General features: G+C 37.4%; 22 protein-coding genes and 1 pseudogene. 13 read left to right on the top strand and 10 right to left on the bottom strand.

Going from position 1 to position 21,708, the window contains the following annotated elements; translation table 11 throughout:
- Positions 1–26: 26 nt before the first annotated feature.
- The 5 genes and pseudogenes from rpsB to AC0L6O_RS00935 form a co-directional block, all read right to left on the bottom strand.
- Positions 27–845, bottom strand: a pseudogene (gene rpsB, locus AC0L6O_RS00955) (30S ribosomal protein S2); the annotation flags it as partial.
- 133 nt (positions 846–978) lie between these two features.
- Entirely contained in the window at positions 979–1,365 is a 387-nt protein-coding gene (rpsI, locus tag AC0L6O_RS00950) for a 30S ribosomal protein S9 (protein WP_341226394.1), read from the bottom strand.
- Between the two features lie 23 nt (positions 1,366–1,388).
- Positions 1,389–1,832: a 50S ribosomal protein L13 gene (gene rplM, locus AC0L6O_RS00945; protein ID WP_341226393.1), complete on the bottom strand. Its 444-nt coding sequence runs from the start codon at positions 1,830–1,832 to the stop codon at positions 1,389–1,391.
- A gap of 263 nt (positions 1,833–2,095) precedes the next feature.
- Positions 2,096–3,292, bottom strand: coding sequence for a phospho-N-acetylmuramoyl-pentapeptide-transferase (gene mraY, locus AC0L6O_RS00940; protein WP_473305620.1), 1,197 nt, complete (start codon positions 3,290–3,292; stop codon positions 2,096–2,098).
- 90 nt (positions 3,293–3,382) lie between these two features.
- On the bottom strand, positions 3,383–3,730 hold the full coding sequence (locus AC0L6O_RS00935; protein ID WP_473305619.1) for a YraN family protein: 348 nt from the start codon (positions 3,728–3,730) through the stop codon (positions 3,383–3,385).
- Between the two features lie 120 nt (positions 3,731–3,850).
- On the opposite strand from AC0L6O_RS00935, the gene lipB reads away from it, so the two are divergent.
- The 3 genes from lipB to moeB are packed head-to-tail and all read left to right on the top strand — an operon-like array spanning position 3,851 to position 6,646.
- On the top strand, positions 3,851–4,558 hold the full coding sequence (gene lipB / locus AC0L6O_RS00930) for a lipoyl(octanoyl) transferase LipB (RefSeq protein WP_473305618.1): 708 nt from the start codon (positions 3,851–3,853) through the stop codon (positions 4,556–4,558).
- On the top strand, positions 4,555–5,571 hold the full coding sequence (locus tag AC0L6O_RS00925; RefSeq protein WP_473305616.1) for a dipeptide epimerase: 1,017 nt from the start codon (positions 4,555–4,557) through the stop codon (positions 5,569–5,571). Before lipB ends, AC0L6O_RS00925 begins: the two co-directional genes overlap by 4 nt.
- A 1-nt stretch (position 5,572) precedes the next feature.
- Entirely contained in the window at positions 5,573–6,646 is a 1,074-nt protein-coding gene (moeB, locus tag AC0L6O_RS00920; RefSeq protein ID WP_473305615.1) for a molybdopterin-synthase adenylyltransferase MoeB, read from the top strand.
- Here moeB and ruvX read toward each other — a convergent pair.
- Both ruvX and AC0L6O_RS00910 read right to left on the bottom strand, forming a co-directional pair.
- Positions 6,627–7,040, bottom strand: coding sequence for a Holliday junction resolvase RuvX (ruvX, locus tag AC0L6O_RS00915; RefSeq protein ID WP_473305613.1), 414 nt, complete (start codon positions 7,038–7,040; stop codon positions 6,627–6,629). The two genes, moeB and ruvX, sit on opposite strands and share 20 nt — an antisense overlap.
- Positions 7,041–7,042: 2 nt before the next feature.
- On the bottom strand, positions 7,043–7,459 hold the full coding sequence (locus AC0L6O_RS00910; protein WP_473308488.1) for a nucleoside-diphosphate kinase: 417 nt from the start codon (positions 7,457–7,459) through the stop codon (positions 7,043–7,045).
- 114 nt (positions 7,460–7,573) lie between these two features.
- On the opposite strand from AC0L6O_RS00910, the gene AC0L6O_RS00905 reads away from it, so the two are divergent.
- The 8 genes from AC0L6O_RS00905 (at position 7,574) to AC0L6O_RS00870 (ending at position 15,912) form a co-directional block, all read left to right on the top strand.
- Positions 7,574–8,620 carry a DHH family phosphoesterase gene (locus tag AC0L6O_RS00905; protein WP_473305611.1) on the top strand — a complete coding sequence of 349 codons (1,047 nt, stop codon included), beginning with the start codon at positions 7,574–7,576 and terminating at the stop codon, positions 8,618–8,620.
- A 28-nt stretch (positions 8,621–8,648) separates the two neighbouring features.
- The gene (locus tag AC0L6O_RS00900) at positions 8,649–9,482 is read left to right on the top strand and encodes an FKBP-type peptidyl-prolyl cis-trans isomerase (RefSeq protein ID WP_473305610.1); all 834 of its coding nucleotides are present in this window, start codon (positions 8,649–8,651) and stop codon (positions 9,480–9,482) included.
- Positions 9,479–10,342: an FKBP-type peptidyl-prolyl cis-trans isomerase gene (locus AC0L6O_RS00895; RefSeq protein ID WP_473305608.1), complete on the top strand. Its 864-nt coding sequence runs from the start codon at positions 9,479–9,481 to the stop codon at positions 10,340–10,342. Before AC0L6O_RS00900 ends, AC0L6O_RS00895 begins: the two co-directional genes overlap by 4 nt.
- A gap of 301 nt (positions 10,343–10,643) precedes the next feature.
- Positions 10,644–11,030, top strand: coding sequence for a TraR/DksA family transcriptional regulator (locus AC0L6O_RS00890; RefSeq protein ID WP_473305607.1), 387 nt, complete (start codon positions 10,644–10,646; stop codon positions 11,028–11,030).
- A 42-nt stretch (positions 11,031–11,072) separates the two neighbouring features.
- Entirely contained in the window at positions 11,073–12,365 is a 1,293-nt protein-coding gene (locus tag AC0L6O_RS00885; RefSeq protein ID WP_473305606.1) for an MptA/MptB family glycosyltransferase, read from the top strand.
- Positions 12,366–12,534: 169 nt separating this feature from the next.
- On the top strand, positions 12,535–14,043 hold the full coding sequence (gene atpD / locus AC0L6O_RS00880; protein ID WP_473305605.1) for a F0F1 ATP synthase subunit beta: 1,509 nt from the start codon (positions 12,535–12,537) through the stop codon (positions 14,041–14,043).
- Positions 14,044–14,073: 30 nt separating this feature from the next.
- Positions 14,074–14,322 (top strand): ATP synthase F1 subunit epsilon, encoded by a 249-nt coding sequence (gene atpC, locus AC0L6O_RS00875; RefSeq protein WP_473305603.1) that lies wholly within the window; start codon positions 14,074–14,076, stop codon positions 14,320–14,322.
- Positions 14,323–14,430: 108 nt separating this feature from the next.
- Positions 14,431–15,912: a GH3 auxin-responsive promoter family protein gene (locus tag AC0L6O_RS00870; protein WP_473305602.1), complete on the top strand. Its 1,482-nt coding sequence runs from the start codon at positions 14,431–14,433 to the stop codon at positions 15,910–15,912.
- Between the two features lie 10 nt (positions 15,913–15,922).
- Here the strand turns inward: AC0L6O_RS00870 and AC0L6O_RS00865 are convergent, their stop codons facing one another.
- From AC0L6O_RS00865 to AC0L6O_RS00855, 3 genes are all read right to left on the bottom strand, one after another.
- The gene (locus AC0L6O_RS00865; RefSeq protein ID WP_473305601.1) at positions 15,923–16,702 is read right to left on the bottom strand and encodes an amidohydrolase; all 780 of its coding nucleotides are present in this window, start codon (positions 16,700–16,702) and stop codon (positions 15,923–15,925) included.
- A gap of 1 nt (position 16,703) precedes the next feature.
- On the bottom strand, positions 16,704–17,282 hold the full coding sequence (gene def, locus AC0L6O_RS00860) for a peptide deformylase (protein ID WP_473305599.1): 579 nt from the start codon (positions 17,280–17,282) through the stop codon (positions 16,704–16,706).
- Between the two features lie 72 nt (positions 17,283–17,354).
- The gene (locus AC0L6O_RS00855) at positions 17,355–17,798 is read right to left on the bottom strand and encodes a GNAT family N-acetyltransferase (protein WP_473305598.1); all 444 of its coding nucleotides are present in this window, start codon (positions 17,796–17,798) and stop codon (positions 17,355–17,357) included.
- Positions 17,799–17,934: 136 nt separating this feature from the next.
- Here AC0L6O_RS00855 and AC0L6O_RS00850 point away from each other — a divergent pair, with 136 nt between their 5' ends.
- Positions 17,935–20,595, top strand: coding sequence for a PKD domain-containing protein (locus AC0L6O_RS00850; protein WP_473305597.1), 2,661 nt, complete (start codon positions 17,935–17,937; stop codon positions 20,593–20,595).
- Between the two features lie 86 nt (positions 20,596–20,681).
- Positions 20,682–21,707: a Holliday junction branch migration DNA helicase RuvB gene (gene ruvB, locus AC0L6O_RS00845; RefSeq protein ID WP_473305595.1), complete on the top strand. Its 1,026-nt coding sequence runs from the start codon at positions 20,682–20,684 to the stop codon at positions 21,705–21,707.
- Position 21,708 lies beyond the last annotated feature (1 nt).

The raw sequence follows: 21,708 nt of genomic DNA, 5'->3' as shown, positions 1-21,708 counted from the left end.
GCTTCTGCTGTTTCAGCAGGAGCAGCAGCTTCTTCAGCTTTAGCGTCAGCTACAGCTTTTTGGGCAGCAGCTTTTTCAGCAGCAGCTTCTTTCTTAGCGTCAGCAACTTTTTTAGCTTCTTCAGCTTCTTGAAGTTCAGCAGCTTCTTTATCTTGCTTTCTTTCCATGATTCCTTCCTCAATAGCCTTACCAATAGCAAGAGTTATTAAAGAAACAGATTTGTAAGCATCATCATTTGCAGGAATTGCGTGTTCTACTAATTCTGGGTTAGAGTTAGTATCAACCATTGCAATAACCGGTATACCTAATCTCTTAGCTTCTGAGATAGCTAGGTGCTCACGCTTAATATCTACAACGAAAAGTGCGGCAGGAAGTCTTGACATGTCAGTAACACCACCAAGTAATCTTTCCAACTTGATTCTGTCTCTGTCTAACATCAATCTTTCACGCTTCGCTAAGTTAGCTGCAGTTTTCTCATCAGAAAGCATTTTCTCGATGTTCTGCATTTTCTTTAACGACTTACGGATAGTAGGAAAGTTGGTAAGCATACCACCTAACCATCTTTCTGTAACGAAAGGCATTTTAAGTCTTTTTGCTTCTTCAGAAACAATTTCTTGTGCCTGCTTTTTAGTAGCCACAAACATTATTTTTCTTCCAGAGCGAGCAATACCTTTAACGAAGTCTTGAGCATGGCCAAGAGACGCTAATGATTTGTTCAAATCAATGATGTGGATACCATTCTTCTCCATGAAGATGTATGGAGCCATACGTGGATCCCACTTACGCGTAAGGTGACCGAAGTGAACACCCGCGTTTAAAAGTTCTTTGTAAGTTAACTGTGCCATTTCTTTTTTGTTTTTAAAGAGTTATTAATAAGCAGCCCAACACATCGGACACGATAAGTGCTGACTGGACAAGTGTTTTATGAAAGACAGAATCCAGAATAAACAATTATCCTGAATTCTATCTTCAATATTATTAACGTTTCGAGAATTGGAATCTCTTACGTGCTTTTCTACGTCCGTATTTCTTACGCTCTACCATTCTAGAGTCACGAGTAAGGAATCCTTCTTTCTTAAGAGCAGGTCTATTTTCGCCGTCAGCCTCAACTAAAGCACGAGAAATGGCCATTCTGATAGCTTCTGCTTGACCAGCAATTCCACCACCATTAACATTTACTTTAAGGTCATATTTTCCATCAGCTTCAACTAAGTTGAAAGGTTGATTTAAAATAATTTGTAATACTTCCGTTGGGAAATATGTTTGCAAATCGCGACCGTTTACAACAACATCACCCTTACCAGGCTGCATGTATACTCTTGCAACTGCTGTCTTTCTTCTACCTATGGTATTGATTACTTGCATATTTTTAATGTTTTAATTTAGAATTAAAGTTCGATTGACTTCGCTTGTTGTGCTGTGTGAGGATGCTCACTTCCAACATAAACAAACAGGTTTGTAAATTGCTTACGACCTAGACGAGTTTTAGGAAGCATGCCTCGAACGGCCATTTCCACTACTCTTCTTCCGTCTTTCTCCATTAATTCACGAGGAGTTGCAAAACGTTGTCCACCTGGATGGCCCGTATGACGGATATATTGCTTATCAGTCATTTTCTTTCCAGTAAGCTTCACTTTTTCAGCGTTGATTACAATGACATTGTCACCACAGTCTACGTGAGGAGTGTAGTTCGTTTTGTTTTTTCCTTTTAGTATGCTGGCAATCTGGCTGCAAACGCGACCTAAAACTTGGTCCTTTACATCCACAATTATCCATTCTTTGTTGACCGTTGCGTTGTTCGCTGATACGGTCTTATAACTTAATGTATCCACTGTTTATATTTTTAAACGTTTATAAAAAAACATTCGCCCTTTGATTTTTGAACTTATCCCAAATTCAGTGTCAAAAATCTCAAGCCTAAGTAAAGTTGTAAGGTGCTGAAAACCAGCACAAAAAACAGATCGGAACTTCCGTTTTCTCCAACTTGATTAACCCTTCGAAGCACGGGCGGCTTCATGAAGGCATTCCTTTGGGGCTGCAAAGGTATAAATAAGTGGTTTTAAATACAATAGACTTTTGAAAATAAATATTAAGCCTATCTAAGTTTCAGAGTAACAAGACAAATGACAGCCAAAATAATTCCAATAATCCAGAATCTTGCTACAATTTTGGCTTCATGCATTCCCTTTTTTTGGAAGTGGTGGTGCAGTGGCGACATGAGCAGCAAGCGATTAGCTTTGGCATACTCTAAGCCATTTTTTCGTTTTTGATATTTGAAATAGGCAACTTGAGCCATTACCGAGACTAGTTCAATCAAGAATATTCCGCATAAAACTGGAATTAGTAACTCTTTTCTTAGAGCTAATGCCATGGTAGCAATCACGCCGCCAAGCATTAAACTTCCTGTATCTCCCATAAATACCTGTGCTGGGTATGCATTATACCACAAGAAGCCAATACAGGCACCCAAGAATGCAGCACAGAAAATCACAATCTCACCGGAATTAGGGATGAGCATAATATTCAGGTACTCCGCGAAAATTTTATTTCCAGAGAGGTAGGCAAAAATCGCTATTGACAAACCGATAATAGCAGAGGTTCCAGCGGCAAGGCCGTCGATGCCATCAGTAATATTGGCACCATTAGAAACGGCTGTTATAATAAATGTACAGATGAAGACATAAGGGAGCCATGCTAAAAAATCTGGGAGAAATGAGCCCATGATGCCATAGTCTATTTCATTTCCTTTTAAAAAGGGAACGGTGGTGGTAAGTTTAGCAACATCAAGAAATTCTCCAGAGTTGCCAACGTATTCTCTTACCACTACGCTATCATTATAATATAAGGTAAGACCAACTATTAGCCCAAGACCTACTTGACCAATTACTTTAAACTTTCCTTTTAGTCCTTCTTTGTCTTTTTTGAAAACTTTGATGTAATCATCGGCAAAGCCAATCATACAGGTCCAAAGTGTAGCAATGATTAAAAGAACAATGTAAACATTGTCAAGTCTGGCAAACAATAATACTGGAATAAGAAGTGATGCTAGAATAATGAAGCCACCCATTGTTGGAGTGCCCTTTTTTTCCATTTGACCGTCAAGACCAAGGTCTCTTATTGATTCCCCAATTTGAAGATTTCTTAAAAGGTTAATGATTTTCTTGCCAAAAACAGCGGCAATCACTAAAGATAAAATAGTGGCTGCAGAAGCACGAAATGATATGTATCTGAAAACGCCAGCTCCTGGCAAATCAAGAATCCTATGTAGGTAGTCGAAAAGGTAGTAAAGCATATGAGGGAAAAGGTATGGTCAAAGATAGGGATAAAAAGATGTAGCGACCAATTTATACTTTTGACTTAATTGTGATTTTTTTAAATAGCCTTAATAAAATGCGTCTTCAAAATGAACAATTTCAAAGGGTGAAATAGTTATTGAAATAAGGTCGAATCTGACTTTTCCTTCCCAATCGTTTTGGTTGAGGTAAATGTCGGCTGCTTTAATAAGGAAGTTTTGTTTTGACTTGCCCACATTGTCTTCAGGCATTCCATGTTCGTTGTCGGCTCGTAGTTTCACTTCTACAAAAATCAGCCAGTCTTCTTTTTTAGCAATGATGTCAATTTCAAGGTGACCGATTTGATGGTTCCTGTCAATGATTTGATAACCTTTCTTGCTAAGATAGTCAACGGCCCATTGCTCTCCTTTGTCTCCTACTTTTCTTTTGTTTTTCAATTGTGGGGTCTTTTAAGATGTTTGCTCCTCGTTTTTCTAGTGACTGTTTGAAGATATAAAATTAATTTTGTCAAGAAAGTGTTAGCAAGGAAATAAGATTTCAATCTTTAAGAGGGAAGAATGCAGAATAAGCAGGTGAAAATAACAGACCTAGGCTTGATTGACTATCAAGAAGCGTGGGATTATCAAGAGAAGGTTTTTGCGGAAACGGTAGCGGTTAAGTTGTCGAACAGAAAAAACGACGAAGAAAAGCCAACGCCAAATCACGTTTTGATTTGTCAGCATCCTCATGTTTATACTTTAGGTAAAAGCGGGAAAGAGGAAAACCTGCTTTTAGATGCAGCAGCCTTGGCAGAAAAGGAAGTGAATTTTTATAAGATAAATAGAGGGGGTGATATTACCTATCATGGTCCGGGGCAATTGGTCATTTATCCAATTCTGGATTTGGAAAACTTCTTTACGGACATTCATAGGTTTTTAAGGTTGTTAGAAGAGGCTGTGATTTTAACTTTGGCGGAGTATGGAATTGAGGCAGGCCGAGTTGATGGTTATACCGGCGTTTGGCTGGAAGCTAATAAAGAAAGATTATTAGGCGAAAGAAAAATTTGTGCCATGGGTGTTAAGGCTAGTCGCTGGGTTACTATGCACGGATTGGCTTTAAATGTAAATACAGATTTAGCTTATTTCGCAAACATTGTTGCTTGTGGAATTCAGGATAAAGCGGTGACTTCTATGCATATGGAATTAGGAAAGACCTTAGACTTTAATGAAGTGGCAGGTGTAATGATAGAGAAATTGGCTCACTTATTTGAAATGGAGTTGGTATGAAGTTAAGTACTAAAACGGTCAGTCTCGAAAACAAAACACCATTTAGGATTTCGCATGGTGTAAGAACGCATACAGATACGCTTTTTGTCAAAATTTCTCACGAGGAAATTGAAGGAATAGGCGAGGCTTCGCATGTGCCATATTATGGTATTACGGTAAAAGAGTCCATCGATTTAATAGAGTCGCTAAACTCAGAGATTGAAGGGCTTTTCGGGAAATCTCACGAAGTTTTCTGGCGAAGAATTGATGCCCTTTTCGGGCAAAACCATTTTGCTAAATGTGCGGTAGATATAGCCTATTATGATTGGCAAGCAAAAAAAGCAGCGAAGCCACTTTATCAATATCTTGGATTAAACCTTGATGATTTGCCAGCGTCTTGTTTTACCATAGGGATGGATAAGCCTGAAAATATGGCAGAAACCATTTCAGAGTCAGATTGGCCAAGCTTTAAGATTAAGCTTGGCGGAGAAAATGATTTAGAAACGTTGAAATACTTAAAAGGCTTTAGCGAAAAGCCTTTTAAGGTAGACGTTAATGCCGCATGGGAGTTGGAAGAAGCTATAGCATTACTACCCGAATTAGTTCTTTTGGGTCTAGAGTTTATTGAGCAGCCTTTGGCAAAAGATAAGATATTGGAACATGGTATTTTGAAGGAAATTAGTACTACGCCAATCTTTGCAGATGAAAGTTGTTTTTCCATAAGTGATGTGGAGAAATGTGCATTAAATTTTGATGGTATAAATATCAAGCTAACAAAATGTGGTGGTATTTATCCTGCTCTGGAAATGGTAAAGCGTGCTAGAGAATTAGATTTGAAAATAATGATGGGTTGCATGACAGAAAGTAGCGTTGGAATCTCCACCATTGCCCATCTAAGTTCATTGGTAGATTATGTAGACATGGACGGAGCTGCACTTTTAAAAAATGACCCAGCAGATGGTGTAAATATTATAAAAGGAGTTGCTGTTTTTAATGAAAAGAATGGGCATGGAGCAAGCTTAAAAGATGATTGAAATGAAACTAGACGTCAGTGAAATTCAAAGATATAGCAGACAAATTCTAATTCCAGGGTTTGGCATAGAAGGTCAGCAAAAGCTGAAAGAAAGTTCTGTCTTGGTGATTGGCTGTGGTGGTTTGGGTAGTCCTGTTTTGATGTATTTGGCGGCTGCGGGTATTGGGAGAATAGGTCTAGTAGAAGATGACAAAATAGATACGTCGAATCTGCAGCGACAAATCCTTTATAATGAAGATGCTGTAGGTTTAGAGAAAATCGAAGAAGCATCTAAGAGGCTTAAAGGTTTTAATAGAAATGTCATAATTGAGAAATATAACACGCGTTTATCCTCAAAAAATGCATTGTCAATTGTGGAGAAGTATGACGTAGTGGTGGATGGCTCAGATAACTTTCCTACCCGTTACTTGGTAAACGATTCATGTGTTTTGAGAAATAAACCGCTCGTTTATGGTGCCATTTATAGGTTTGAAGGACAAGTTTCTGTTTTTAATTATGATGGAGGTGTAAATTATAGAGATTTATTTCCAAATCCGCCATCGGAAGACATGGCACCGAATTGTGCTACCGCAGGAGTTTTAGGAATGATGGCAGGAATAATAGGCACTTTGCAGGCTACAGAGGTTGTCAAAATTTTGACAGGAATGGGAGAGGTGTTGAGCGGTAAGCTTTTATTGGTTGACGCATTAAGCATGAATTTTCGAAAAGTAAAAATTCTAAGAATTCAAGATGCGAGGCCCATTGCAGAGTTGATTGATTATGAAAAATTTTGCGGGCTTAATAATGAGTTGATAAACAGTATGTCTTTTTCTGATTATGAAAATCAAAAAAGTGAAATAGTTCAGCTTATTGATGTACGTGAAGGAAACGAGTATGAAGCGGATAATTTGGGTGGAGAACTGATGCCACTGTCAGAATTAGAAGAGTATGTATCTCAAATAAAACGAGAGGGAAAAGTTTTGGTTCATTGCCAAAGTGGGCCGCGAAGTTTAAGAGCAATAAAGTTACTTCAAGAGGAATATGGATTCACAAACTTGATAAACCTAAAAGGCGGACTTAGTGCTGTCTACTCATAAAGTCTTGTAAGATAATCGTGGCGGAAATCTTGTCAATGTTTCCCTTTACTCGCCTATCTTTTTTGCTGGTACCACTGGCAATCATTGATTGAACTGCCATTTTTGAAGTAAACCTCTCGTCAATTAGATGCACAGGGATTTGTGGGAATTCTACTTTTAGTTTAACCAAGAAGTTCTTAACCAAAGAGCTGGCGTCTGTGTCGGAGCCGTCTAGGTTTTTTGGTTCGCCAATAACAAAGGCGTCTACCTGCTCGGCATTGACATACTTTTTTAAGTATGCAATTAGTTCCGAGCTAGGAACGGTTTCTAAAGCAGTGGCAATTATTTGAAGTGGGTCGGTAACGGCTAATCCGGTTCTTTTTCCACCGTAGTCAATTGCCAAAATTCTTCCCATGCTTAAAATTGCTCTATTTCAGAAAAGAAGAAAGAAGACTCTATTTGAGCGTTTTCATCAGAATCTGAGCCATGAACAGCATTTTCGCCTTTAGACTTTGCGTATTTCTTTCTGATAGTTCCTTCTGCAGCTTCAGCAGGGTCAGTTGAACCAATTAAAGCTCTAAAATCTGCTACAGCATTTTCCTTTTCAAGAATCATTGGAATGATTGGTCCTGCAGACATCGTTTCACAAAGCTCAGCATAGAAAGGTCTTTCTTTATGAACTTCATAAAATTTACCTGCATTTTCTGAAGTCAATAGTACTTTTTTCATCGCAACAATTCTGAAACCTGCAGCTTCAATCATTTGGATGATACCTCCTATATTATTGTCGGCCACGGCATGTGGCTTAACCATTGTGAATGTCTTATTGCTCATATTGATAAGTGTTAACTCTGTTTGAAACAAAATTAAGGTTTTTAGAAATACAATGCCTGATAATTCGGAAACCATTCCAAATATGCTTTGTACCTTTGCAGCCAAATTTAGAAAATGCATCAATACTTTACTGACAGTCAAAAGCAAAAGGATGATTTTTTGGTTCTTCTAAAGGAACCCAAGAACATTGTTTTAACCGCACATCAAAACCCCGACGGAGATGCATTTGGCTCTTCATTAGGACTTTGGGCCTTTTTGAAACAATTAAATCATAACGTAACAGTCATCAGCCCTACAGACCATGCGGATTATATAGCATGGATGCCTGGTGTGAACGAAGTTTTAGACTTTCAGGATGATAAGGCACAGCCTATTGCCAAAGAATTAATTGAAAAGGCTGACATTATATTTTGTCTGGATTTTTCGTCACTTGGTCGCGTGGGAGAAATGGAAGAAAGTGTCAAATCTTCTTCTGCTGTGAAAGTGCTAATTGACCATCATCAGGCACCAGAAACCTTCGCAGATTATGTCTTTTGGAATGAAAAAGCGGCAGCGACTTGCGAACTCATTTATTTAATGATAGAAGAGCTTGGGCTATTAAAGTACATTAATAAGGATGTAGCCACTTGCCTTTACACAGGTATTTTGACGGATACTGGTTCTTTCAAATTTGACAGTACTTCTATCACGGTTCACAGGATTGCTGGTGAATTGATTGACAAAGGGATAAACCCGAATGCTATTAACAGAAGGTTATTTGACCAAAACAGTATTGATAGATTACGCTTTTTGGGCTACGCCCTCAAAGAGAAATTAAATTTTTTAAAGGAATATAGAGTATCTTATTTCTACTTTTCTAAAGAAGAATTAGTTGCCTATAATTCTAAGAAAGGAGATACCGAAGGTTTGGTGAACTATGGATTATCAATTTCAGGAGCGGTTATGTCCGCCATATTTATAGAAAGAGACGACATGATTAAAATTTCTTTTAGGTCTGTTGATGATTTTTCTGTTTCAGAGTTTTCAAGAAACCATTTTAGCGGTGGTGGACATAAAAATGCTGCAGGAGGAAAATCGGATGATAGCTTAGAAGATACAGTTAAAAAGTTTTTGGAATTACTTCCAACATATAAAGAAGAATTAACCTCTCAGCCTTCATAAAGAGGCGGGAATCATAAACAAGAAAAAAATGAAATTAAAATCAAGTGTATTATTTGCTGCATTAGTAGGTTCAATTTTGGCCTGTAATCAATTTAAGGTAACTGAAACCGAGGATGGTGATAAGTATCAGATTCACGAAAAGGGAGGAGATAAAAAAATTCAAGAAGGCGATATGCTAACCTTGGATATGAAGATATCAAGTGAATTAGACACAGTTTTTAGAGATACTTGGTCAGAAGGCCAGCCAGTACAGGTTCCTGCTAGAAAAGGTCAATTTAAAGGTTCTTTTGAAAATGCTTTGTTTCTACTTTCTGAAGGTGATAGTGCTACAGTCTATGTAAAAGTAGATTCATTGTTTGGAAAAATGGGTCAACCACTTCCTCCAGGAGTTCCAGAACATTCTGATTTAAAGTTTTTGGTAAAAGTAAAAAGTGTACAATCTGTTGAGGAATTTCAGAAATCTCTTGAAGAGAAAAGAGAAGGCGAAGCAGAAGTTGTAGCTGAATTTGTGAAAGAAAAATACCCAAATGCCGTTAAGATGGAGAATGGTATTTATTATTTGACAGAAAAAGAAGGTGCCGGAGCAACGGTGGCAACGGGAGATACCGTAACTGTTAGTTACGTAGGGAAGTTTTTTGACGGTAATGTTTTTGACCAAAATAACCCTTTCACATTTCCAGTAGGTTTAGGATACGTTATCAAAGGTTGGGACGAAGCTCTTAAAACTATGAAAAAAGGTCAAAAGAGTACTTTCATTATTCCTTCGGACTTGGCTTATGGAGAAAGAGGTGCTGGTGCAACCATTCCACCGTTCTCTCCGTTAGTATTCGACATCGAACTTTTTGAAATAGGTAGAAAATGAAAAATGTAATTATTACGGTTTTAGTGGCATTGGGTCTTTCTTCTTGTGGGAAGAACTTTATTGAGAATGAAGATCAAAAGTATTTAGATCTAAACAGGGAAGAAATTAGAGCCTATAATGAGGCTAATAACTTAGGTCTAGAAGAGAATGCCTCTACAGGTATTTTCTTTAAGAAGTTAGTGGAGGTGGAAGACCCAGTTTATCCTGAAGGAGACGTAACACTTCATATAGCTTTTAAGTTAAGCACTTTGGACGGCAAAGAGTTAATTAATGTTACTTCGGAGGACTCTAGTTTTTTTGCGGCTAGCTCTTCTGGTAGTGTTTTTCAAGGTTTTGTAATTGCTTTAAGTGCTTTAGGAGAAGGAGAGAAGGGTGTATTTTACTTACCTTCTCCATTAGTTTATGGTGCTAACCCACCTGCTAACTTCGCATTGGATCCTTGGGAGGTGACCGTTCTAGAAATGGAGAATATAAAGTCATATGGAGAAGAGGACTTTATCGATCTTTTTATTGCTAGGAATAATTTAGGAACGCCAGATGTTACGGATAAAGGTGTAAGCATTATTAGAAATGCCGACAGGCCAGCAGAGGGAGACTTAGTAGCGGGGGACGAGATTAGAGTGAAGTACAAAGGTTATTTCTTAAATAAAACAACATTTGACGAAGGGGAGTTTGATGTTACGTTGGGCTCAGGTTCTGTTATTGCTGGTTTTGAGGATGGACTTCTTAATATGAGAGTGGGCGAGAAGGCTACACTTATTATTCCATGGAGTTTAGGATACGGAGAGCTTGGTACGGGTTCTATTCCTGGTAAAACTACCCTTGCTTTCGACGTAGAGGTGGTTTCAAAATCAAATTAAAAGGGAGATTTTAAGCTTGTGAGGCCTTTGTCTGCTTAGAATTACCATATTATTTATACTTTTAAGAATGTTTTTCTTAGCAGTATGAAAGTTTGTAAAAAGCACAACAATTAATATAATGTTGTGCTTTTTTTTGCTTTATCGTTTTTTTATGGCAGAAATAGGACGCTTATCCATTTAATATAAATGTTATGTTTTGAAACTTTCTTTTAAATGGCATTGATATAAGTTGCATAAAAACATATATTTGCGGCGATAACGGCAAAGCCTGTATTCTTACTTAAAAGAAATAGAGTTAATTATGTCAGCTACAGTAGAAAAAACATACTATACGGAAAGTGAATTAGCAGAGTTTGAAGCTATAATCCACAGAAAATTAGACGCCACTAATAATGAGATTGAATTTATTAGTAGAACACTAAGTAGAAAGGACGATAACGGAACAGATAATACTGCGGTAGGGAGTAAGACTTTGGAAGATGGTGCAGACATGAGAGAGAAAGAGCGACTTAGTCAATCTTCTGGTCGATTGAAAAAATTTGCTTCCCAACTAGAGGCTGCCTTAATAAGAATTAAGAACGGAACTTATGGAATCTGTAAAGATACGGGTAAGCTTATTCCAGCGGAAAGGCTGAGGGCTGTACCTCATACACAACAGACCATTGAGGCCAAATTGGCTAGAAAGTAATTTAACTATACCTATTTAACCCTAAATTACCGTCATTTATTAATGGCGGTTTTTTTTATGCGATATGTTGTCCTGATAATTTCTTTTTTGCTTTATGCTGTTCTCGTTTTTGTTCATCAAGAGCGGGAAGACTTCTTTGTCTACTTTGTTGCCCTGTCTTTCTTGTTCGCACTTTACTTTTATAGTATAATAAAAACGAAGCTTAAAGTCTGGCACCTTTTAATAATTGCTTTACTTTTCAGATTTGTCTTTATAGGTTTTGTTCCAATACTTTCGGATGATATTTACCGATTTATATGGGACGGTGTTTTAGGCATTAAAGGTTTCAACCCTTATTTGTATTTACCATCGGCTGTTGAGTTTGGTACAATAGATGGACTTTTTGGAAAACTGAACTCTCCAAATTATTATAGTTTATATCCACCGCTGAAGCAGTATTTTTTTCAGCTAGGTGCTTTTATGGGAGGAGGAACCATCCAAGGAAGCATAGTTTCTTTTCGCTTTATTTTAATAGGAGCCTTCTTAGGTAATTTTTATTTCATAATGGGTATTTGTAAGGAGCTCTGCTATTCAAACTCTAGAACAATTAAAGTGTTGACTATTTACGCTTTAAATCCTTTTTTGATTATTGAAACCATTGGTAGTCTGCACTTTGAGGGACTTATGCTAATGTTTTTGTTAGCGGCATATTATACTTATCTGAGATTTAATAAGGCTTATTTATCCGCAATTATTTTCGCTTTTTCTGTTTCGGTGAAGCTCTTACCACTTATTTTTCTGCCGCTTCTTTGGAAGAAATTGGGATTTAAGGAAGGGTTATTTTTTGTTGGAGTTACCATAGCGACAAATATTTTACTCTTCATACCGTTTTTTCAAACAGAACTCTTGTCCAACATCTTAAACTCACTGGATTTATATTTTCACAAGTTTGAGTTTAACGCCAGTCTTTATTTTCTGTTAAGAGAGTTAGGCGAGTGGTTTACGGGTTATAATCTTATCTATTACTTTGGGCCTTTTCTGGCACTTATGAGTTTTTCTCTTATACTAAAGGTGTCTTTTTCTTCCTTTACGTTTGTAAAAGCTTCGCTTTTAATCTTACTTATATACGTAAGCTGCACTACTACCGTACATCCGTGGTACATAATTACACTTTTTGGAATTTCTCTTTTTACACACTTTCGCTTCCCCGTAGTCTGGACTTATACGGTTGGTCTTTCGTATTTTGCTTATTCGTTTAGCCCAGTGAAAGAAAACCTATGGCTTCTCTTTTTAGAATATAGCTTAGTTTTTTTCGCATTTTATTGGGAATGGAAAAAGGGTAAGGCACTGTTCTAAAGCTTACATTAGGCTTCTAATTCACCATATCCTCCTATTATTTATGGAAAAATATGTGGATTCTCTTCAAAAAATGCAAAAAACAAAGAGGGAGAAGTTTGTTTTCACTGTCGGAGTTTTTAATTTTGCATTCCAAAACTCAACATAGACGAACAAAATATATCTTGATATGGCGAATATCGGTAAAATTTCACAAATAATTGGACCTGTAGTTGATGTAAGCTTTGAGGGCAAAGACTCTCAAATCCCTGCAATACTCGACGCATTGTCTGTTATTAAACCAAATGGTCAAAAAGTAATCTTAGAGTGTCAACAACACCTTGGAGAAGATAGAATTAGAGCTATTGCGATGGACTCTACTGACGGTCTTCAAAGAGGAATGGATGTAACACACTTGGGTTCGCCAATCATGATGCCTACGGGTGAAGAAATTAAAGGTCGTCTTTTCAACGTTGTTGGAGAAGCAATTGATGGTTTAGGAGAAGTAAATACTCCAGGTCTTTCTATACACCGTTCGGCTCCTAAGTTTGAAGACTTAGCTACCACTACCGAAGTACTTTTTACAGGTATTAAGGTTATTGACCTTTTAGCTCCTTATGTAAAAGGTGGTAAAATTGGTTTATTTGGTGGTGCTGGTGTTGGTAAAACAGTATTGATTCAAGAGCTAATTAATAATATTGCGAAAGCATACGAAGGTTTATCTGTATTTGCTGGAGTAGGCGAGCGTACTCGTGAAGGAAATGATTTGCTTCGTGAGATGATTGAGTCTGGTATTGTAAAATACGGTGACGCTTTTAAAGAGTCTATGGAAGCAGGTGGATGGGACTTGAGCAAAGTGGATAAAGAAGCTTTGAAAGATTCTCAAGCAACATTTATTTTCGGACAAATGAACGAACCTCCAGGGGCTCGTGCAAGAGTAGCCTTATCAGGTCTTACAGTTGCAGAGCATTTCCGTGATGGAGATGGCGAAGGTAAAGGCCGTGATATACTTTTCTTTATTGATAATATTTTCCGTTTTACCCAAGCGGGTTCTGAGGTGTCGGCTCTTTTAGGTCGTATGCCATCAGCGGTAGGTTACCAGCCAACACTTGCAACAGAAATGGGTGTGATGCAGGAGCGTATTGCTTCTACAAAAAGAGGTTCTATTACTTCGGTTCAGGCGGTATACGTACCAGCTGATGATTTAACTGACCCAGCACCTGCAACTACATTTGCTCACTTGGATGCTACTACAGTATTGAATCGTAAGATTTCTGAGCTTGGAATTTATCCAGCGGTGGATCCATTGGATTCATCTTCAAGAATTCTTTCTGCTGAAGTTTTAGGTGATGCTCATTATGACTGTGCTCAGCGAGTAAAAAATACACTTCAACGTTACAAAGAGCTTCAAGATATTATCGCAATTCTTGGTTTGGAAGAACTTTCTGAAGAAGATAAATTGATAGTAACAAGAGCTCGTAGAGTTCAGCGTTTTTTATCTCAGCCTTTCTTTGTTGCGGAGCAGTTTACTGGTCTTCAAGGAGTATTGGTTGACATTAATGATACTATCAAAGGCTTTAATGAAATCATGGATGGTCTTTATGATCACCTTCCTGAAGCTGCGTTTAACTTAGTAGGTACTATCGAAGACGCTGTAGTAAAAGGAGAGAAATTGTTGGCAGAAGCAAACGCTCAATAATTCTTTTCAAATCAATTAATTGAATAGATTATGATTTTAGAAATAATAACACCAGATAAAAACGTTTTTGAAGGCGAAGTGTCAGTAGTGACCTTGCCAGGAAAGAATGGAGAGTTTCAAGTTTTGAATGATCATGCTCCCTTAGTTAGTACTTTGGCTAAAGGTAATTTGACGTACGAACAAGGAGGCTCAAAAAGCTCTTTGATAGTAGACGGTGGAGTTATTGAAATAGTAAATAATAAGATTCTGGTCTTGGCTGAAGCTGTTTTAGAAGCTTAATCAGAAATGTTTATATAGAAGAATCCCATGATTAATTTCATGGGATTTTTTTTTGGTTTTAAGGGTAAATAGAAATCATTTTTAGCTTTTCTGTATAGTTTTGTATCAATGGGAATAAAATCTAGTTTAAGTAAGCCACTGGCGGCCTTTACGGCTAATAGACAGGAAAAGTGGAAGTCAAATGCTGAAGCTGTTCAAGAGAAATGGCGAAAAAATATCGTAAAAAGTGCGTCGAATACTGTTTTTGGGAAAGACCACAAGTTTACTGAAATAGAATCGTACATGGATTTTAAGCAGGCGGTTCCTGTAAACGACTATGAGGGCTTAAAACCTTATGTAGAGAAAATTATTGCAGGTGAAAGTGATGTGCTTTGGAAAGGAAAGCCACTTTACTTCGCAAAAACATCTGGAACAACCTCAGGAATCAAATATATTCCCATTACTACTGATTCTATTCATAACCATATTGGCTCTGCCAAAAACGCTTTACTAAATTATATACATGAAACGGGGAAGTCTAAATTTTTAGACCATAAGCTCATTTTTCTTTCAGGAAGCCCTGTTATGTCAAAAACTGCGGGTATCCATACAGGAAGGTTGTCTGGTATTTCAAATCATCATGTTCCAGGCTATTTGAAAACTAACCAACTTCCTAGTTATGAAACTAACTGTATAGAAGACTGGGAGGAGAAACTAGACGCTATTATTGATGAGACCATCACGCAGCCGATGAGTCTTATATCGGGAATTCCACCCTGGGTTCAAATGTATTTTGACAAGATTAATGCAAGAACAGGTAAGCAAATAAAAGATGTCTTTCCTGAGTTTGACCTTTTTGTTTACGGAGGAGTAAACTTTGAACCCTACAAGGCTAAATTGTTTGAATCAATTGGGAAAAAGATAGACTCTATTGAGCTATATCCGGCTTCTGAAGGATTCATAGCCTATCAAGATAAATTTGAGTCTGAAGGGCTTCTAATGCTTCTAGATAGCGGTATTTTTTATGAGTTTATTCCTGCGGAAGAATATTTTGACGAAAACCCAACGCGATTAAGTATTGGCGAAGTAGAACTTAATAAAAACTACGCTTTAATAATAAACAGCAACGCTGGTTTATGGGGTTATTCTATTGGAGATACAGTGAAGTTCGTTTCGCTTGACCCTTACAGAATAATTGTTTCTGGAAGAATCAAGCATTTTATTTCAGCCTTTGGCGAACATGTGATTGGAGAAGAAATAGAAAAGGCCATGAAGTATGCCTGTGAAAGGCATCCAGAAGTTTCACTGGTAGAATATACTGTAGCTCCTATGGTGGCTCCTGCAGATGGTTTACCCTACCATGAGTGGCTTATTGAGTTTGAGCAAGAGCCTAATGATTTGGTTTCTTTCGCAAAAGACTTAGATAAGAAACTAGTGGAGCTAAATACCTATTATAAAGACTTAATTGTAGGAAGCATATTAAAACCGCTTGTGATAAAGGTTTTGAAAAGAAATGCTTTTATAGATTATATGAAATCAATAGGAAAACTTGGAGGACAAAATAAAGTGCCACGCCTGTCAAACGATCGAAATATTGCTGATAAGATTTAATAGCTAAGCCTTAATTTAATTGAAAATCATCGGCATCTCGGTGAGCGGGAAATTTTTCGCGAAATTCATTTAGACTCTTTTTTGACAAAGTGGAAATACTTATTTCGCTTTTGTTACTTAGCTTTTTAAGTTCATAGCCCTTCGGGTCAATGATGGCTGAATGCCCATTATATACGAGCTTGTTTTCATCAGTTCCAACCCTGTTGACACCAATTACATAAGCTTGATTTTCAATTGCTCTTGCTTTTAGTAGCGTTTCCCAAACGTTTTCTCTTTTTGCTGGCCAATTTGCAGAATACAACAGTATGTCATATACGAGCTTAGTATTTCTAGAAAAAACAGGAAAGCGAAGGTCGTAACATATCAAAGGGCAAATATTCCAGCCTTTATAATTGATTATTACTTGCTCAGAACCTTTACTGTAAAGAGCATCTTCTCCGCCGTAAGCAAAGAGATGGCGTTTATCATAGAAAGAGGTTTCGCCGTCAGGTGTGACAAAAAGTAAGCGATTGAAGAAATTTTCACCTTCTTTTATAACCAAGCTTCCACATATGGCAGCATCATACCTTTTCGCCATTTGTTTCATCCACCTATGTGTGGTGAGATTCATTGGTTCTGCTATCTTCTGTGGATTTGTGCTAAAGCCTGTCGAAAACATTTCGGGCAAAGCTATTAAATCCACTGAGGCATCCAAAGAAGAAATCATTTCTTCTAACTCCGACCTATTTGCTTCTGGATTTTCCCAGTATGTATCTGGCTGAATTATCGCTACTTGTAGGTCGTTTTCCATTTTACTTTTTGTAGAAACGCATTTTATAGTCGGCTTTTACTATTCCCTTTGAAATGTTGTTTAGCTTCTTCTTCAGCATTTGCTTTTTCAGTGGACTTACTAAATCGGTAAATAGAATACCGTCTATATGGTCATATTCGTGCTGTATAATTCTAGCAGCCATATCTTCATATACCTCTGTATGCTCGTTCCAGTCAGTATCAAAATATTTTATTTTTACTGTTTCTGGTCTATAAATATCAGCTCTAACATCAGGAATGCTTAGACAGCCCTCTTCATAGGCCCATTCTTCACCAGTTTCTTCTAGAATTTCAGCGTTAATAAAAACTTTCTTGAAATTCACTAATGATGGGTTGACCTCTTCGCCCTCTTCTAAATTCTCATTTATTTGATGACCATCCACCACAAAGATTCTAATGTCTTTACCAATTTGAGGAGCTGCAAGGCCAACTCCAGAAGCTGCGTACATAGTTTCGTACATGTCTTCTGCTAGTTTTTTAACATCTAGCTCACCTTTTTCAATGTCACGACACTCCTTTCTTAAAACAGGATCGCCATATGCCACAATAGAATACTTCATCAAATACTAATTTATTTTTTTTGCAAAAATAAGGATATGTTTTTCAACATTAAATTTCCAGGCTTTTTCAGTTCAATTAAGTGCCTTTTTAAGGATGATTCTGTTTTCAGAAGCGATATTCTTTTCTTCAATGCCAGTAATATTGAACCCATTGCGAATTCCGAAGATGAGCATTGCCTTTAAATAATTTCTAGTTTTAAACGAAATAAATTGAAACCCCTCTTCGCTCACTAGCTGTTCTTGTCTTTTTGCAAGTGCTTTGGCCACGCCTTTTTGCCTATACCCAGGAATTACTCCACCCATCCAGCTATAGAATGTTCCATTTTTATCTCTATCATAGCCAACCTTAAAACCTACGGCTTCGTTATTATCATAGGCTATTAGTATTAAATGAAAGGTCTTATCTAACCTTTGTTTGTAGTCTGTGATGTCATATTTTTTGTCAGAGAATTCTGGAATGTTATCAGAAATCTTAATACAATCATTGATGTTTCCAGTACTTATTTTGATTTTCATGTTAAAATCTGGTAGGAATAAATGAATAAAAGGGCTAAAATGTCGTTTTCTAAAGGCAATTTTACCTTTAATCTCGTATATAATATTAAACCGTTGGTTTAATTTTTGAGGCAATTTTTGATTAGAAATTTATAAAATGTTTCGCTTAACTAGGAAAAATATAATAAAACTGTCGATTTTGACGCTTGCCACTTTTGGTGCGGGTCAGTCTTGGGGGCAATTTTATGTTAGTCCTAAATCCTGCGTATTGGATATTACGGCAGGAGCAGGTGGAGCATTAGAAGGTTGTCCAAATGCAACTTATTTTTTTGATACAGACTTAGATTCAGAAAGCTGGGTTTGGGACTTTGGAGATCCAGCTAATCCTACCCAAGCAACTACAAGAAACCCCCAGCATTTTTATTCTACCCCAGGTGATTATCAGGTTTCTTTAACAATGATTTCTAAAACAGGGATAACGTCAACCGTTACGAAAAACGTTACGGTAGGCGGTTTGCCACAGCAGCCTAAATTTAATGGAGTAACTTCTGCAGATACTACAGTTTGTGACAGTGATGCTCTAACGCTTAATCCCTTTAAATTATCCGTAGGAACTTCTAATTATTCTTATTTATGGTTTCCCGGTGGAGACACCACCAAAACCATTGATGTTGATTCTTCTGGTTGTTATTCTGTAGAGGTTTTCAGTCCAGATGGTTGTTCACGTACTGCTAAAATAAATGTAAAATTTTGTTATGAAGAAGGTGGAGGTGGTGGAGGAAATGAAGAATGGTTTTTTGGAAAAGGTGCAACCTTAGAGTTTCAAAGTGATGGCGGTGTTGAAATACCAAGAGACTCCCTAGACCCAGAGGGTGACTTTTTTGCTGATGTTGAAAGAGATAGCATTACCATTTCGCCTGCTGCTGGCAGGTCAAATCCACTTGATTCGGATGTAGCTACTGCCATGGTTTATGGACCATCTGGGAGTTTAGCTTTTTATTCTGATGGTAAAAACGTTTACGATGGAAATGATGAACCTATCTTAGATGCTAATGGAGTAGGCTTCCTGAATGGAAACAATACCGCATCTCAAGGTTTAACTATTATTCCTAAAAGCAGCTGCAATGAGTGCCCTCATCATCAATACTATGTCTTTTCTAAAGATGTTGACACGGGACTTTTGTCTTACAGCGTTATTGACCTTCGGTATAATGAAGGTATGGGGCAAATTGTGGAAAGGGATGTGCCTGTTGCCGCAGGAATTTCAGATAAGGTTACAGTTCTACCAAAACCAGACGAAACGGGTTTTGACATTTTCACTCATGAACTAGGTAACAATCAAATTCAAATTATTGGAGTAGATTCTGTAGGAATTCAAACAACAGAGACAGCAATAGGAATACTGCAAGACGAGGTGGATTCTAAAACTGGCTATACGGTTTTTAATGAAGGAGGTACCCAAATGGCTCAGTCTGGAGTTATTGGTGGTGACAATGTGGTGGAAGTGCTAACTTATGATCCAGATACTAAAGCCTTTTCAAATCCAATAACTATTAATCTTGGAATTTCTGCTCCACCGAGTGTTTATGGTCTTTCGTTTAGTCCAGATGGTAATCTACTTTATGCTACTATTTCTGGAGACCCAGCTAACGGAGAAACTTCTTATTTGCTCCAAATTCCCATTTTTTATACAGACCCAGCAATAATTCAAGCTAACATTTTAACTATAGATCAATCAAATACAGAACAATTTGGAGCTTTGCAGCTGGGACCAATTAACCCTAACAGTTCAGGTGAGAAGTTTCTGTATATGGCTGTTAAAGGAAGTGATAAGATTGCATATTTACAGGCACCAGATGAGCTTGGAGGACCCGCTTTAGTAGGTTATAATGATATTAATAAAGGAATTGAGGTTAATGGTATCGTTGGCTTGGGCTTTCCTTCTGTTACTTATGCTAATCAGGAACAAGATGGCGGCGGAGCATCTGCTAATTATTCAGGAAACTGTTTCAATTCGGCTACAGCCTTAGAAGCTCAAGGGATTTGCGACCCTATGCGGAATGAAATTTCTTGGGAGTTTGAAGATGGAACCACCATGAAGGGTGAAAATGTCAATTATACTTTTCCAAAACTTGGATGGAATAGAATTAAGGTAATAATAAAGGTTTTCAACAAATCGCCACTTAGCGGTATAATTGATTCACAGGTTATTGATAAGCTATTAGAAGCTACAGAAACAGAATGTACCCAAGTGGTTTTAGAAGATTCTATTTACATAAAGCCATCTCCAGTTTCTGCCCTTCCAGATTTCGCCTATGTGTGTACAAGAGACTTTCCGGTTAAAAAGGCAAAATTATACGCAGCGGTAACTGGAGGTGACACTTTCACCTATAGTTGGGGAACTGCTACTGGTGTTCCTTTAGGCGGAAATGCAAGTGATTCTATTCAGGAAGTAATAGCCCCTTCGGTCTATACTTTGGAGGTAGAAAATAATTTCGAATGTTCTACAAGTGATGAAATTGAAGTACTAGAAGGCTGTGAGCCAAGAGTCTTTTTCCCTGAAGCTTTTACACCATTGGGTCAAAATCCTCAATTTAAAGTTCAATACGCCTATTTAGATGAAGTTAATCTGAAAGTTTTTAACAGGTGGGGTGAGCTAGTTTTTGAAACAGAGAACTTAGATAATCAATGGGATGGAAGAGTTAAAGGAAAAGTACAAGCCCCAACGCTTTATCCTTATGTGTTGACCTATAAAGCTTTAGACTTTCCAGAAAGAGGAGTCTTGAAAGAAATAGGTTCTGTATGGGTACTCAAGTAAAAAAAATAGATTTTTTCTTTCCGCAATAAAGATCTTGCTAAGTCACAATTCGTATTTTTACCAAATTTAATTCTGTAACGAATTCTATGCGGGAAGACTATTTAGACGGAGATCAAGAAAAGCTTAATCCTATTGATAGGGATATTGAACGGGCTTTAAGACCAGTAAATTTTGAAGATTTTACGGGTCAAGCAAAAGTGCTTGAAAACTTGAAAATATTTGTTCTTGCTGCTAAGCAGAGAGAAGAAGCAATGGATCATGTGTTGCTTCATGGTCCCCCAGGTCTAGGAAAAACTACTTTATCGTATATTATTGCCAATGAACTTAACGCATCAATTAAGATAACTTCAGGTCCTGTTTTAGATAAACCAAGCGATTTGGCGGGTTTATTGACAAATCTAGAAGAAAATGATGTGCTTTTTATCGATGAAATTCATAGATTGAATCCGATAGTGGAAGAGTATTTATACTCAGCTATGGAAGATTACAAAATTGACATCATGCTGGACTCAGGTCCAAATGCAAGAAGTGTTCAAATTTCGCTTAACCCTTTTACCTTAATTGGTGCTACCACCAGGGCTGGATTATTGACAGCTCCTTTGAGAGCAAGATTCGGGATTAATGCGAGATTGGAATATTATGATGCTAAGCTTTTGAGTGTAATTGTTGGTAGGTCTGCTCAGATTTTAGAGACGCCAATAACAGCTCAAGGTACTTTTGAAATAGCGAGAAGAAGTAGAGGAACTCCTAGAATAGCGAATAATCTGCTAAGAAGAACGAGAGATTTTGCTCAAGTAAAAGGTTCAGGAAAAATTGACATTGAAATCGCAAAGTTTGCTTTAGGAGCACTAGATGTAGATGAGCATGGCTTAGATGAGATGGATAATAGAATTCTACACACTATAATTGATAAATTTAAAGGAGGGCCTGTGGGTCTTTCTACCATTGCAACAGCTTGTAGCGAGGAGGCAGAGACAATAGAAGAGGTATATGAACCATTTTTGATTCAAGAGGGATTTTTGAAAAGAACTTCTAGAGGACGTGAGGCCACGGAAAAAGCATATAAACACTTAAATATAGTACCCAAACATAGAACCGGAGAATTGTTTTAAT

The sequence above is a fragment of the Arcticibacterium sp. GJ41-1 genome (assembly GCF_055808875.1).
This window is presented reverse-complemented; position numbering and strand designations above follow the sequence as displayed.

Coding starts and splice junctions, on each gene's coding strand:
- AC0L6O_RS00865 (WP_473305601.1), bottom strand. CDS start 16,702: ATGGAAAACGACCTACAAGTAGCGATAATTCAGCCAGATACATACTGG.
- moeB (WP_473305615.1), top strand. CDS start 5,573: ATGAAACTAGACGTCAGTGAAATTCAAAGATATAGCAGACAAATTCTA.
- AC0L6O_RS00885 (WP_473305606.1), top strand. CDS start 11,073: ATGGCGGTTTTTTTTATGCGATATGTTGTCCTGATAATTTCTTTTTTG.
- AC0L6O_RS00870 (WP_473305602.1), top strand. CDS start 14,431: ATGGGAATAAAATCTAGTTTAAGTAAGCCACTGGCGGCCTTTACGGCT.
- ruvB (WP_473305595.1), top strand. CDS start 20,682: ATGCGGGAAGACTATTTAGACGGAGATCAAGAAAAGCTTAATCCTATT.
- AC0L6O_RS00910 (WP_473308488.1), bottom strand. CDS start 7,459: ATGAGCAATAAGACATTCACAATGGTTAAGCCACATGCCGTGGCCGAC.
- atpC (WP_473305603.1), top strand. CDS start 14,074: ATGATTTTAGAAATAATAACACCAGATAAAAACGTTTTTGAAGGCGAA.
- AC0L6O_RS00895 (WP_473305608.1), top strand. CDS start 9,479: ATGAAAAATGTAATTATTACGGTTTTAGTGGCATTGGGTCTTTCTTCT.
- AC0L6O_RS00925 (WP_473305616.1), top strand. CDS start 4,555: ATGAAGTTAAGTACTAAAACGGTCAGTCTCGAAAACAAAACACCATTT.
- atpD (WP_473305605.1), top strand. CDS start 12,535: ATGGCGAATATCGGTAAAATTTCACAAATAATTGGACCTGTAGTTGAT.
- AC0L6O_RS00850 (WP_473305597.1), top strand. CDS start 17,935: ATGTTTCGCTTAACTAGGAAAAATATAATAAAACTGTCGATTTTGACG.
- rpsI (WP_341226394.1), bottom strand. CDS start 1,365: ATGCAAGTAATCAATACCATAGGTAGAAGAAAGACAGCAGTTGCAAGA.
- AC0L6O_RS00855 (WP_473305598.1), bottom strand. CDS start 17,798: ATGAAAATCAAAATAAGTACTGGAAACATCAATGATTGTATTAAGATT.
- lipB (WP_473305618.1), top strand. CDS start 3,851: ATGCAGAATAAGCAGGTGAAAATAACAGACCTAGGCTTGATTGACTAT.
- def (WP_473305599.1), bottom strand. CDS start 17,282: ATGAAGTATTCTATTGTGGCATATGGCGATCCTGTTTTAAGAAAGGAG.
- AC0L6O_RS00890 (WP_473305607.1), top strand. CDS start 10,644: ATGTCAGCTACAGTAGAAAAAACATACTATACGGAAAGTGAATTAGCA.
- ruvX (WP_473305613.1), bottom strand. CDS start 7,040: ATGGGAAGAATTTTGGCAATTGACTACGGTGGAAAAAGAACCGGATTA.
- mraY (WP_473305620.1), bottom strand. CDS start 3,292: ATGCTTTACTACCTTTTCGACTACCTACATAGGATTCTTGATTTGCCA.
- AC0L6O_RS00900 (WP_473305610.1), top strand. CDS start 8,649: ATGAAATTAAAATCAAGTGTATTATTTGCTGCATTAGTAGGTTCAATT.
- AC0L6O_RS00905 (WP_473305611.1), top strand. CDS start 7,574: ATGCATCAATACTTTACTGACAGTCAAAAGCAAAAGGATGATTTTTTG.